Below are 13,157 nucleotides of genomic sequence, written 5' to 3'. Positions count from 1 at the left end.
ATGCAAAAATAAGATGCGCCGGCGTGCGATTCATAAAGAAAGAAGACGGGAGAGAACCAAGGCGCGCTCCCGTCTTCCTCCTTCCTTCCGCCGCTTGCGCGGCGTTATTTCTTAAGCGCCTGCTGCGATTTGGCCGCTGCGTCGTCGAGCGCCTTCTGCGCGTCCTTCTTGCCGAGCAGCGCGCTGTTCAGCTCGCCCCAGATCGGCTCGGAGATCGTTCCCCAGTTCAGCACGTTCGGCGCGAATTGCACGTACGAGAAAGCGGACGCCACGCTGCTTTGGAACTCGAGCGCTTTGAATTCCGCGCTTTCGATCATCGGCTTCGAGGCAAGCGCCTGGCCGGACTCCGCCCAGTCCATCGAATTGGTCGAGACGTATTTCAGGAAGTCGCCGATGCCGGCCGTTACGGCCTCGTCGGTTACGCTTTTTGGCACGACGAAGCCGTGCGAGCCCGCGAACACCGCTTGCTTCGCTTTGCCGATTTGCGGCACCGGCGCCACGCCGTAGTTGAGGCCCGCTTCGTCGAACTGCGATTTCATCCACGGACCGTTGAATTGGATCGCGTTCTTGCCCTGCAGGAACAACGTGTTCTCGCCGTCCTGCTGCACGTTCGCCGGAGAAACGCCGCTGTCGATCATGCCGCGCAGCCACTGCACCATCTCTACCGCCTCCTGCGAGTTGTACGCGACGTCCGTGCCGTTCCACAGCTCGCCGCCGTTCTGCCACACCAGCGTCGGGAAGATGAACTGCTGCGGCCACAGCGTCGGCACGACGTAGCCGTATACTCCTTTGCTCTTGTCGGTGAGCTTCAGCACGGCATCGTCGAATTCCGCGCGGTTCGTCGGAGCGGCCGCAATGCCGGCTTGCTCGAACAGATCCTTGTTGTAGTACATGACGAGCGGATGAATATCGAGCGGGATCGTGTACCACTTGCCGTCAAGCGTCGAATAGTCGACAGGCGCCTCCGCGAAGTCGGCCTTGTCGATGCCCGCCGCCGACGCCATGTCGTCGACCGGCTGGAGCTGATCCTTGCTGGCGTAGGTAGGCACTTGGTCGACGTGCATGATCATGAGGTCCGGACTTTCCTTGCCGGAGCTGAGCGCCACGTCGAGCTGCTTATAGTATTCGCCGTTCGGTTGGATGACGAAATTGACCTTATATTGGTCCTGCGAGCTGTTGTACTTGTCGACGATCTTCTTCATGAACGGCCCGTCGGAGCCGGAGAACGGCGACCAGAACAAAATTTCCGTCTTTTTGCCGCCGCCGCTTGCGCCGGTGTCGCCGCCAGCGGGCTGCCCGCCTGCGTCGTTGCCGCCGTTGCCGCCGCCGCAGCCGGCCAAGACCACCGCGGCGCCCGTGACGGCGAGCAGCAGCGTTGATAGTTTCGTGCGCGCTTTATTCATTGTGTAATCCCCCTAAAAATGATGTCGGACAGACGCTTCGTCTTCCTCGCTCCCATCATAAACGGACGACGCGGCCGGTCATATGCCGCATTTATAGATGATGTGGACATATTTTTGGGTGGGGGGATATCTCTTAATGGATGGGCAGGCTGCCGAATCTTCTTCAAGGGCATTTCACCTCGCGAATGCAAGGTTTATATCAAAATTTGAAACTATATTGTAAGTAAGCCAATTCTCTCCCGAGCTTAATTCAGAATTTGAAATTAAACGGATCCATTCGAGCTTTTCCTACTGCTGGTAACCGATATAGTTTCAAAATTTGAAACTAAAACCCTTGATTGATCCCTTCCTTCGCGCTTAGTTTCAATATTTGAATTAAAATCATGTGCAGAGCAGTTTGGGATTCCAGACGGGCCGCCATCGGCCAGAAACAGGAAATGGCGCTGCCAGGGGACCGTCCCCTGGCAGCGCCATTTCCTGTTTGATTCGGCAGACTACTCAGCGGCGTCCGCATTCCGCTCGCCAACAGGCCTTCCGCCTCTCCCGAATCCGCCCGTGCGAACCGTGATGGTCTCCGCGTCCTGCGTTTCGTCCTTCAGCGCGATCGACAATATGTCGTCCGCCTTCAGATCGGCAAGCGTCAGCTCCTTCTCGACCATCTGCTCGTTCTCGAACGTCACCGATACGATGTTCGTCGCCTCCGTCACCGTCACTTCGACCGTCTCCTCGGTGAACATCTCTTCCATGCTCATGCGGCCTCCGCCTCCGGGCGGCGCGGCTTCGCCGTCCGCGGACGGCCCTCCGCCTTCCGCCGCCGCGCCGTCCTCGGCCGGCGGATCGGGCCGCTCGCCGACTTCCGGCATCTGCCCGCCTTCGGGCCGATTGCCCTGCCCCATCGGCATGGCCGATTGGTACAGCGTGATCGTCTGGCCGTCGACCGATTTCACCTTGCCCATCAGATCGGCCGGCGCGCCCATCTGCAGCGCGCCTCCGCCGCTTGGCTGCCCGCCCCCGTTACCTTGTTGCTGCGCGCCGCTTGTTTCTCCGCCCTGCTGCCCTTGCAGCGCTTCCGCCCCGGACTGCTCGCCTTGCGCGCCGCATCCGGCGAGCAGCGCCGTCATAACGGCCGCGCCCAGCGCCATTTTCCATTTGTTCATAGCCTTCAACTCCTATGCCTTCTATCTGTCTCGCAATCGGCGATAAGGCATTCTAGCACAGCATGATGAACGATAGATGAACGGCCGCTAGCCCTGCGCCCTCCGCTTCCAGTTGCCGGAGACGAACAGAAGCGTACCGATCCAGCCGCATATCGAAGCGAAAATGAGCAATACGGATAACGATACGCTTGACGACAGCGACGAGCTGAGGAGCGGCCCGACCGTTCCGCGGACGCCGAAGAGCATCAGGTGAAGCCCGAACACCATCGCCTCCCGTCCCGGCGCGAGCCGGAACACGAAGGCCAGGATGCCGATATCCCAAATCGCTTCCCCGATCCCTTGAATCGCGTTGCCCATAATGACCGCCGCGTAGCTTCCCCACAGTCCGTACAGCATCGGGACGACGGCATAGGCCGCGATGCCGACCACGAGCGTATAGTTGATGTCGATCCGGTCGATCATCCAGCCCGCGATCAGGAAGGTGAGCAGCAGCGCCGTAAAGTAAGCGACGCGGGCGAAGCCGATCTGGATGTTGGACAGCTCCAGCACGTCGACCTGAATAATTTGATAGAGCGGGACCGCCAGCATATTGCCGAAGCCCGAGAACGTCGTCGCGGCGAGAAACACGGCCAGCGTCCGGTTCTCCTTGACCAGCTTCCACTGCTCCTGCAGCGGGAACCGGCTCCCCTTCCTGATCGGGCTCGGCTTCGCCGGGACGGCTTGGTCCGGCAGCTTGAGCGTGCCGAACAAGCCGATCGACAGGAGGCCCGTAATCGCGGCGGCGATCAGCGGCCCCGACGGGCCGAGAGCTTCCGCCCAGCTGCCGACGACATAGGCGAGCGGAATCATGATGACGCCCATTGCCATCCGGACGTAGCCCATGAGCCTGCCCCTCAGGTCGGCCGGGTACATGCGCGACACGAGCGCGGCATAAGCCGGAGCCTGAATGCCCATCAGGAGCTGGAAGAGCAGCGCGGCGGCGACGTAAACGGACGGATTGGCGAACAAGGCCGGCAGCAGCAGGAGCAGCCTGCCGGCAGCGTTCGGCACAATGACGAACGGCCGCGGGCTGGCCGCCTTCTCGATCCAGGCCGCCCAGAACGGCGAGAACAACAGACCGACCGCGGGAGCCGCCGCCAGTATGCCGACCTGGAAGTTGCTCGCCCCCTGCTGAATCGCGAACGCGATGTAGAACTGGTTCATAACGACATTGAATAAGCTGAACAAACAGGAGGCGCCCAGATCGATGCGGGCGTTTCTCCATACGTCCGCGGTCATCGGCATGCCGAGCTTGACGCTTCGCGGGCTGGCCTTTCCATCGGGCTCTATCATCGGTTTCTACCTTCTTCTCCTAAGCGTTCGAACACGAGGAGAGGATCCTCTGCAAGGCAGGGGATCCTCTTTCGATCGATACATTCGATAGGATATTACTACATCCCCGGTTATTTGTACAGTATGAGATTCGAGACAATTGCCGGCTGTGCAAGGGCGCCGCGCGCTTCCTTATCCGGCGCGATTGTGATAGACTTTTTTTCGAACGAAACTGGCGTTTGCAGCTATAAAATGGAGGGTATTGCGTGAGCATAGCGGTAGGAATTGACATCGGCGGCACGAAGGTCGCCTACGGATTCGTAAACGAACAAGGAGAGGTGCTGGCCAAAGGCTCGCTCCAGACCGATCTGGCGGTAACCCCGGACGTCATGACGGAGCGGATCGCCGGCGCGGTGAAGCAGCTTGCGGAGCAGAACGGGCTTGCGCTCGAGGCGATGAAAGGGATCGGGATCGGCGCGCCGGGCCCGCTCGACACGCGGGGCGGCAAGCTGACCTGCCCGCCCAACCTGAAGAGCTGGTGGGGCTTTCCGGTCGTGGAGTCGCTCGGGAAGCATCTGCCTCTTCCGATCCGGATGGAGAACGACGCGACCGCGGCGGCGCTCGCCGAGAAGTGGATCGGGGCCGCGCGGGAAGACGAGCACTTCATATTCATTACGATAAGCACCGGCATCGGCGCCGGCATTTATTCGCATGGAAGGCTCATTACCGGCTCGACCGGCAACGCCGGGGATGCGGGCTTCTTGATCGTCGATCCGTCCGGCACCCCTTGGGAGACGGTGGCGTCCGGCACGGCCGTTACCCGTCAGGCGTCCGAGCTGCTCGGCCGCGACGTTTCCTCCAAGGAAGCGTTCGAGCTGGCGGCGCAGGGCGACCCGCAAATGTCCGAGCTGGTTGCCCGGGTGTTCCGTTATATCGGGATGGGCTGCGTCTCGCTCATCAACGTGCTCGATCCGTCCAAAATCGTCATCGGCGGCGGCGTGTCGCAAGTCGGGGAGCCTCTCTTCTCCGCCGTCCGGCAATACGTATCCGAGAACGCGCTGAACCCGTCGGGCCGCGAGACGGCTATCGTGCCGGCAAGACTGCAGCAGGATGCCGGGCTGATCGGCGCGGCCGCGCTGATTCAGGTCGACTATACGTAAAATCGACTATACGTAAAAGCAAGAAGAGCAGCCTCCCCCGCCGGAGACGCTGCTCTTCTCTTTTTTTCTACTGTGCCCGTCCTTATAATTGGCGAAGTCCGGCTAAATACGTTTGCAGCACCAGCTTGATGCTCTCGTCGACCGACTGCGGCAAGCCGAAGCCGCCCTGCCGCTCGATCGACGCGAAGCCGTGCAAGTAGCTGCGAAAGCCTCTGACGATATGGATCGACTTCTCGCGGTCCAGCTCGTAGAAGGCCAGCGCCTGCACGAGCAGCTCGAGAAGCTCGGCCGCGGCGGCCGAATGTTCGGCGTCGTCCTCGCCCGGCGCGCGCAAGGTCAGCTCGTACAGCCCGGGATGCGTCCTGGCGAACGTCATATAGGCCGCCGCGAGCGCGTGCATCCGCTCGTCGCCCTCCCTGCCTTCGACCGCCACGGTTAACGCTTCCGTCAGCTTCTTCAAGCCGTGCAGGGCGAGCTGCGCCCGCAGGCCGCCCAGCCCGTTCACGTGATTGTATAACGACGGCGAGCGAATGCCGAGCTTCTGGGCGAGCGAGGCGAGCGTAACCTCTTCAATGCCGGATTCGTCGGCGATTTGAGCGGCGGCCTCCACGATGGTCGGCATATCCAGTCCTTTTCTCGGCGACATGACGATGGCCCCCTTATTCGCCCAACGCGCGTTCGGCCGCCGCGATAGCCCCGTCGACGGCCCGGCCCGGCTGCTTCACCATGCTGCCGTGTCCCGCGGCCAGCAGCGACGGGTTCAAGTCTCTGAGCCGGCGTGCGGATTGCAGACCTGTCCTCTTATCCCAAGTCGCCATCGCCGGAAACGGGAACAGCAGCTTCATCTGTCCGGTGACGGCTACGCCGGGGCGGGTCTGAAACGCGTCTCCGGCTATAAGGGCGTCGGTTCTCGTATCGAGGAACGCCATCGAGCCCGGCGTATGGCCCGGAGCGGCAACCGCCAGCAGAGAGCCGATCCGGTCGCCGTCCTGCAGCAGCACATCCGGCTTCGTCCGGATCGCGCCCGCCTTCGGCACGCCGCCGCGGATCGGCGTATCCGGTTCGCCTTCGACAAGCGACAGGTCGCCCGACAGCAGGCGCGCGTCCCTGGCCGAGATGAACACCTGCGCCGAGGGGTTCATCCTCTTCAAGCCGTCCAAAGCGCCGATATGGTCGCCGTGGGCATGCGTCAGCACGATGCGCGCGATCGGCTTGCCGATTCGCCCGGCGGCCTCCATGATCGCCTTCGCGTTGTTCGGCAGCGCGGCGTCCACCAGCGTCAATCCGTCCTCTTCCTCGACCAAATAACAATTCACCGGAAACAAATTCGGCAAATACGTAAGCTGCACAATCGTTTTCTCCCGTACGAATCTCATTAGGGCGGCCTCCTCAAATAAACTAATATCATTAGTTTTATAATAAACTAATGATATTAGTTTTTGCAAGCCCTTTTTTCAATTTTGTTGCCGCTCGCGGAGAAAATCGTTAATTTCCTCCAGGGATGGGATCGAAGCCTGCGCACCCGGCTTCGTAACGGCAAGCGCGGCGGCGGACGCGGCGAAGCGAAGCGCCTGTTCGGTTTCGAGCCCGTTCGCGGAGGCCGCGGCGTACGCGCCGATGAACGTGTCGCCCGCCGCGGTCGTATCGACCGGCTTCACGCGAAAGGCGGGCATGACGATCCCATCGCCCTGCGCGCTCGCGTAGACGCTGCCTTGGTCGCCCAACGTCACGATGACGCTCTCCGTTCCCCGGCCGATCGCCCAGGCGGCGGCCGCCCGGGCCGACTCTACGCCGGTTACCGCCAGGCCGGTCACGGCCGCCGCTTCGGTTTCGTTCATAATGAGCGTGTCGATCAGCGGGAACATCGCATCCGGCAAGCGCTTGGCCGGCGCCGGATTGACGAATACGCGCACGCCGCTCTTGCTTGCGTGCTCGATTGCCGCGCCCGTCGTCTCCCAGGGGATTTCGTTCTGCAGCAGCACGGCATAGACATCGGACACGGATCCCGCCGCCCCGGCGGTATTGCCCGCCGTCAGCCTGCCGTTCGCGCCCTCCGATAAAATAATGTTGTTCTCTCCTTCGTCGTTTACCGTAATAACCGCGAAACCCGAGGTCCCTTCCTTACGAATGACATGTTTTGTATCGATGCCGTCAGCTTGCAGGGAGGCGACGAGCGTATCGGCAAAAGGATCATCGCCTACGGCGCCGATCATGACGACGTCGCCGCCCGATCTGGCGGCGGCCACCGCCTGGTTCGCGCCCTTCCCTCCCGGGAAGAAGGCCGTGCCGGAGCTGTGAATCGTCTCTCCGGGCAGCGGAAACCGCTTGACGTTATTGACGATATCCATATTGATGCTTCCGATGACGAGCAGTTTTGGCATAAGGCTTCATTCCTTTCGGTTCGTTAGAGGGTAACTATCGCTTCCATTTTATCAGAAGGAGGACAGGCTTACATGATTACCGCTTTTATTATCGGCTGCGAAGCCGCGTTCAAGGTGTTCGCGCGTGCCGGGCGTCAGCGCATGATCAGCTGCTCCCGCCGCGGCCCCACGGACACGCTCGCCACTTTAACCCCCGCCGCCTCCTCGATAAAATCGACGTACCTCTTCGCCGCGGCAGGCAGATCCTCGAACCGGCGGACCCCCGACAGGTCGCGGCCCCAGCCCGGCAGCCGGCGCAGCACCGGCTTCGCCCCGACCAGCTTCGCCGTTGCCGGGAACGTCCGCAGCGTCTCCCCGTCCCGCTCGTAGGCGGCGCATACCGGAATCTCGTCCAAATAGCCGAGCACGTCCAAATTCGTCAGCGCGATCTCCGTCGCGCCCTGCAGCATGCAGCCGTAACGGGTGGCCGGCGCGTCGAACCAGCCTACGCGCCGCGGCCGTCCCGTCGTCGCGCCGAACTCGCCGGCGTCGCCGCCGCGGCGTCTCAGCTCCTCCCCTTCCGCGCCATGCAGCTCGGTTACGAACGGACCCGCTCCGACGCAGCTGGAATACGCCTTGACGACGGCGATAATCCGCGTGATCGCGTAAGGCGGCACGCCTGCTCCGACGGGGGCGAAACCGGCCAGCGTCGACGAAGAAGTCGAATACGGATAAATGCCGTGATCCGGGTCTCGCAGCGCGCCGAGCTGCCCCTCCAGCAGGATGCTCTCGCCCGCGCGGTGCGCGTCGTGCAGCAGCCGGCTCGTGTCGCATACGTAAGGGCGCAGCCTCTCGGCCTGTTCCAGCAGCGGCGGAAGCAGCGTCCGCGCCTCGATCGGCGGATGCCCGTACAGATGCTCGAGCAGCATGTTTTTGGCCGCCAGCGATTGCTCCAGCTTCTGCCGCAGCAGCTCCGGCTCGTACAGGTCCGCCGCCTGAATGCCAAGCTTCGCGTGCTTATCGGCGTAGAAGGGGGCGATTCCCCGCCTCGTCGACCCGAAGCCGCGCTCTCCGAGCCGGTCTTCCTCCAGCCCGTCGAGCAGCCAGTGGAACGGGAGCACGACCTGCGCCCGTTCGGAGACAAGCAGCTTCGGCTTCGGCACGCCGCTTGCGGCCAATTGCTCCAGTTCCCGCAGCAAGACGTCGATATCGAGCGCCGCCCCCGGCCCGATCACGTTCGTGACGTCCGGATGAAACACCCCGGACGGCAGCATATGCAGCGCGAATTTCCCGTAATCGTTCACGATCGTATGGCCCGCGTTGCTCCCGCCCTGAAATCTCGCGACATAGGCGGACTTCGCCGCCAGCGCATCTGTCATTTTGCCTTTTCCTTCGTCTCCCCAATTCGCTCCTACGATTGCCGTTACCGTCATCCCTGCCGCCTCCCAAGCGTTGTGTTAGCTTTGCAAGGTTTATTATAATAACGGCAGTGGCATAAAAAAAATTGATATTCATAATACGTCATATAAACAGGAGTAATAGGATGCTGGCAAATATGGAATGGTACCGCGTCTTTTATTGGACGGCCAAGACAGGCAGCCTGTCGCGGGCCGCGGAGCACTTATTCATTACCCAGCCTGCCGTCACGCACACCGTCAAGCAGCTGGAGGCGAAGCTTGGCGGGCAGCTGTTCTTCCGGACGGCGAAGGGCGTGAAGCTGACGGCGGAGGGAGAGGTGCTGTACCGCTATATCGAGCAGGCATACGGCCTTATCGAGTCGGGGGAGCGGATGCTTGCGGAGATGCATCAGCTGCAGAGCGGCGAAATCGGGATAGGGGCCAGCGATACGCTGTGCAGCCATTATTTGATGCCGTATTTGGAGCGGTTCCGCGCGGACTTCCCGGGCGTCCGCGTTCGCGTGACGAACCGGACGACGCCGGAGACGATCGCCCTGCTGAAGGAAGGCAAGCTCGATCTTGGCATCGTGCATCTGCCGGCTGCCGGCCCGGGGATCGAATTTCGCGAGAGCGCGCCGCTCGAGGACTGCCTCGTCGCGGGAGGCGGCTATGCCCGGCTGGCCGATAGACCGCTTCCGCTGTCCGAGCTCGGCGATTATCCGCTGCTCCTGCTGGAGCAGGGCGTGAGCACGCGGCGCTTCCTCGACGATTACGCCGCCTCGCACGGCGTCAAGCTGTCGCCGGAGCTTGAGCTCGGCAGCGTCGACCTGCTTGCGCGGTTCGCCCGCGGCGGCTTCGGGCTGGCGTTCGTCGTCCGCGCCGCCGTAGAGGATGCGCTCGCCTCCGGCGAGCTTGTCGAAATTCCGCTGCTGCCCCCGCCGCCGCCGCGAAGCATCGGCATCGCCACGCTGCGCGGCGTGCCGCTGCCCGCAGCCGCGAAACGTTTTATCGGGCTGCTGCCTTAAGGCCCCTCGCGCCGGGACGATCCCGCAGGCGGAAATCGCTGCGGCTGCGCGGGAATCGTGAGGCTGACCGACGTGCCGATGCCCGGCCTGCTCGCGATGCTCACACCGTACTCGGCGCCGAAGTGCAGCCGGATCCGGCTGTCCACGTTGCGGATGCCGTAGCCGACGTTCAAGCTCTCCGCCGGGTCGAACAGCTGGCGGAGCGTGTCCGGACGGATGCCGACGCCGTCGTCGATGACCTGGAAGACGATCCTCCCTTCCTCGAGCCGGCCGACGATGCGGATATGAATGCCCTCGCCGTACCACGCATGCTCGAGCGCGTTCTCGACGAACGGCTGCAGGATCAGCTTCAGCGTCTCGTAGCGGAGAATGGCGGGATCGATATCGAACAGCACCTGAAGACCGTCGCCGAATTTCGTTTTCTGAATGTTGATGTAGGCGCCGACCTGCTCCAGCTCGTTCTTGACCGGTATGACCGTTCGCCCTTCGTTCAGAGACAGCCGGTAGAACTTGGCGAGATCCAGCACCATGCGCTGCAGCTTGTCCACCTCCCCGAACTTCGCCAGCCGGCTGATCGACGAGAGCGTATTGTACAGAAAATGCGGATTGATCTGCGCCTGCAGCGACTCCAGCTCCGCTTCCTTCTTCTGAATTTTCGTCATGTACACTTCCTGGATCAGCCCGTCGATGCTTCTTCCCATCTCGTTCAGTGCGACGGATATGCGCGTAAATTCGTCCTTGCCCTTGAACCGGATGTTTTTCTGAAATTCGCCTTCCTGGAACGAGTCCAGCACGCGCACGATTTTGGAAACTTTGCGCGAGTAGAAGCGGGAGATGAACAAGCCGGCGAGCGAGAACGCGACGCAGCAGGCGAGGCTGATGAAGATCGTCCACATCCTTACTTCCCCGGTCGCCTTCTCCATCATGTCCGACGGCAGGAGCGCGACCAAATGCCAGCCGAGCTGGGGGATCTCCTCGTCGATGACCCAGTAGCCGGACAGCCGCTCCTCGCTCAGCTTCTCGCCCGCGTTATAGGCCGCATCCCCGGATGCGAACATAATGTTGCGGTGCTCGTCCGTCGCGTAAATGGTCGTGCCGTCGCCGATCTTTGCGGAATCGACGCTCTCGAGCAAATCCGTCAGGCGAATGCTGATGCGCACGAAGCCGATCTCCTCGAGCAGAATCGGATCGTTCGTATCCACCAGCCGCCTGAGGAGCGAGATGTGGCCGAACTTCGCGTCCCCCTCCACCTGCTTCCATTGCAGCGTCGCGCCGTATTGCTCCTCCGGGTATTCCGTGTACCAGGGCTTGTCCTTAATCCGGTCGATATGGTACAAGTCGAATCGCGGCCCCTCCGCGCTCAACGGATCGCTGTCCATGTAGTTATGGTAAATTTCCGGCAGCGTGTCGTTATGAAGGTAGACGGCCAGCCGCATCTTGTTGTTGGCCGCCTCGATCGTCGTTTGGATTTTCGGCAGCAGCTGCTTCGTCGTCGCTTCGTAGCTGACCCAGCCCTCCTCGTAATGGCGAAGATAGGAGGCGAGGTTGTTGTCGAAATAGAGCATGCCGGATATGCGCGACATGTCCTTCAGCCGGTAGCCGATATTGTCCTTCATCTGCTCCAGCGTGCCCTGATTGATTTCGCGGGTGCGCTCCCGGATCGATTCCGTGAAGATCAGATTGGCGGCGTAGCCGACCAGAAGCACCGGGATAAAAATGAACAGGCTGTACGTGATCATCAGCTTGATGCCGAACGGAACGTAGCGGTGCTCGTTCCTCTCGGCCGCGGCGCCGCCCCTCATGCCCGCCTGTACTCCAGCGGCGTCATGCCGTACGTTTCCTTGAACTGCCGGCTGAAATACGGCAAATACCGGTAGCCGACCCGGTCGGCGATCTCGTATATTTTCATGTTCGTCGTCTTGAGCAGCTCACACGACCGCTCCATCCGCAGCTGGATGAAAAATTCGCTGAAATTTTTGCCGGTCTCCTCTTTGAAAATATGGCCCAGGTAGTTCGGCGACAACGAGAATTGCACGGCCAAATCGCGCAGCGTCAAGCTCTCCTGCGTCCTCTCCTTCATATATTCGATCAGCTGCTTGACCAGCTTCCAATTTTTTTTCTGCTTGCCCTCTTGAATCGTCTCCGATATTTCGTAGACCCGCCTTCTCAGCCATTGCCGGATGTCGCCGATCGTTTCGAACTGCGCGATCATGTCGTATTTGTCCAGCTCCATGCCGAGCAGCCGGTAAGCGTTCTCGTTCGTCCGCTGCAAATAGTCGTCGAGCTTCATCAGAATGTACAGCGAATAGTGCCGCAGCGTGAATGGGGACTTCAAGCTTTTGGCCATTTGGAACAAATCGTCGATCTTGTCGTGAATGAGGACCAGCTCGTAATTCGCCATAGCCGCGAACAGCGCTTCCAGCTTCGCGTCCAAATGCCGGATTTCCTCCTTCTCCGCCGGCCGCGCTTCCCCGTAGGCGATAATTTCGCCTTTGCCGTAAAAAATTTTCAATTCGAGCGCCTCCGCCGCCTGCCGGTATGACCCCGACATTTCGGCCAGCGAGCCCCGGCTCTCCCCGACGCCCGCGGTTACGGTAAAGCCGCACTCGTCGCGGACGGCGCGGACAAGCTTCTCCAGCATCGCCCTGCCGCCCTCCGCTCCCGCGATTACCGCCAGCCGCGTCCGGTTTATTTTGCACATATGCTCCGCCCCGAGCCGCCGTCCCACGGACATGACCCGCTCGAGCTCTTCCTTCTCATCCCCGGGGCCCTCGCTTCGCTGGCCGGCTCTGCCGTCGATTTCGAGAACGGCGACGAAGCCCGGATACTCGAACCGGTCCATCGCGTACTCCCGGTTCAGCGCTTCGATCGTCTTGCTGCCGCCGCCGCCTTCGAGCAGCTGGAGCAAATATTCGTTCTTGACGATCGGGATCATCTGCCCGTACGCCGCCTCCCGAACCCGCTCCCGGTCCAAATCGTCGCGCACCTTGGCAAGCGTGTCGATCAGCTCCTGATCGTCCATCGGCTTCAGGACGTAATTGACCGCGTTGAGCGAGAGCGCCTGCTTCGCATAGCTGAAGTCCTGATAGCCGCTGATGAAAATGATCTTGATGCCGGGCCGCCGCTCGAGCGCCCGCTTCGCAAGCTCCAGTCCCGACATATGGGGCATGCGCACATCGGTGACGAGAATATCGATCGGCTCCGTCTCCAGCGCCTTGCACGCATCGAACCCGTTCGTGGCGCATGCCGCAACCCGCATGCCGAGCTCTTCCCAAGGAATAAAGGTGCGCATGCCGTCCAAATCCAGCCTTTCGTCATCCGCGAGCAGTACGTTGTACATGCTT

11 protein-coding genes are annotated in these 13,157 nt (G+C 61.4%); 2 read left to right on the top strand and 9 right to left on the bottom strand.

Annotated elements, in window-relative coordinates; genetic code table 11:
- Nucleotides 1-104: 104 nt before the first annotated feature.
- From IDH41_RS05630 to IDH41_RS05620, 3 genes are all read right to left on the bottom strand, one after another.
- Nucleotides 105-1,403, bottom strand: coding sequence for an ABC transporter substrate-binding protein (locus tag IDH41_RS05630; RefSeq protein ID WP_190859073.1), 1,299 nt, complete (start codon nt 1,401-1,403; stop codon nt 105-107).
- A gap of 494 nt (nt 1,404-1,897) precedes the next feature.
- On the bottom strand, nt 1,898-2,560 hold the full coding sequence (locus IDH41_RS05625; protein ID WP_190859071.1) for a hypothetical protein: 663 nt from the start codon (nt 2,558-2,560) through the stop codon (nt 1,898-1,900).
- 87 nt (nt 2,561-2,647) lie between these two features.
- Nucleotides 2,648-3,892, bottom strand: coding sequence for an MFS transporter (locus tag IDH41_RS05620; protein WP_190859069.1), 1,245 nt, complete (start codon nt 3,890-3,892; stop codon nt 2,648-2,650).
- 245 nt (nt 3,893-4,137) lie between these two features.
- Here IDH41_RS05620 and IDH41_RS05615 point away from each other — a divergent pair, with 245 nt between their 5' ends.
- Nucleotides 4,138-5,031 carry an ROK family protein gene (locus IDH41_RS05615; RefSeq protein ID WP_190859068.1) on the top strand — a complete coding sequence of 298 codons (894 nt, stop codon included), beginning with the start codon at nt 4,138-4,140 and terminating at the stop codon, nt 5,029-5,031.
- Nucleotides 5,032-5,113: 82 nt separating this feature from the next.
- Here IDH41_RS05615 and IDH41_RS05610 read toward each other — a convergent pair whose 3' ends face one another.
- From IDH41_RS05610 to IDH41_RS05595, 4 genes are all read right to left on the bottom strand, one after another.
- Nucleotides 5,114-5,677 carry a TetR/AcrR family transcriptional regulator gene (locus IDH41_RS05610; protein ID WP_190859066.1) on the bottom strand — a complete coding sequence of 188 codons (564 nt, stop codon included), beginning with the start codon at nt 5,675-5,677 and terminating at the stop codon, nt 5,114-5,116.
- Nucleotides 5,678-5,690: 13 nt separating this feature from the next.
- The gene (locus IDH41_RS05605) at nt 5,691-6,407 is read right to left on the bottom strand and encodes an MBL fold metallo-hydrolase (RefSeq protein ID WP_190859064.1); all 717 of its coding nucleotides are present in this window, start codon (nt 6,405-6,407) and stop codon (nt 5,691-5,693) included.
- Nucleotides 6,408-6,485: 78 nt separating this feature from the next.
- Nucleotides 6,486-7,412 (bottom strand): ribokinase, encoded by a 927-nt coding sequence (rbsK, locus tag IDH41_RS05600; RefSeq protein WP_190859063.1) that lies wholly within the window; start codon nt 7,410-7,412, stop codon nt 6,486-6,488.
- A 134-nt stretch (nt 7,413-7,546) separates the two neighbouring features.
- Complete coding sequence (locus IDH41_RS05595; protein WP_190859061.1) at nt 7,547-8,824, bottom strand: adenylosuccinate synthase; 1,278 nt, start codon at nt 8,822-8,824, stop codon at nt 7,547-7,549.
- A 110-nt stretch (nt 8,825-8,934) separates the two neighbouring features.
- On the opposite strand from IDH41_RS05595, the gene IDH41_RS05590 reads away from it, so the two are divergent.
- The gene (locus IDH41_RS05590) at nt 8,935-9,813 is read left to right on the top strand and encodes a LysR family transcriptional regulator (protein WP_190859059.1); all 879 of its coding nucleotides are present in this window, start codon (nt 8,935-8,937) and stop codon (nt 9,811-9,813) included.
- On the opposite strand, the gene IDH41_RS05585 is transcribed toward IDH41_RS05590, so the two are convergent.
- Together IDH41_RS05585 and IDH41_RS05580 are read right to left on the bottom strand one after the other, a co-directional pair.
- Nucleotides 9,810-11,615: a cache domain-containing sensor histidine kinase gene (locus IDH41_RS05585; RefSeq protein ID WP_223829469.1), complete on the bottom strand. Its 1,806-nt coding sequence runs from the start codon at nt 11,613-11,615 to the stop codon at nt 9,810-9,812. The genes IDH41_RS05590 and IDH41_RS05585 overlap by 4 nt on opposite strands.
- Nucleotides 11,612-13,153 carry a response regulator gene (locus IDH41_RS05580; protein ID WP_190859057.1) on the bottom strand — a complete coding sequence of 514 codons (1,542 nt, stop codon included), beginning with the start codon at nt 13,151-13,153 and terminating at the stop codon, nt 11,612-11,614. Before IDH41_RS05580 ends, IDH41_RS05585 begins: the two co-directional genes overlap by 4 nt.
- Nucleotides 13,154-13,157: the final 4 nt, after the last annotated feature.

The organism is Paenibacillus arenilitoris (assembly GCF_014705655.1).
Taxonomy (GTDB): Bacteria; Bacillota; Bacilli; order Paenibacillales; family Paenibacillaceae; genus Pristimantibacillus; species Pristimantibacillus arenilitoris.
The sequence above is the reverse complement of the archived record's forward strand: the minus strand, read 5'-3'. Positions and strand labels throughout refer to the sequence as shown.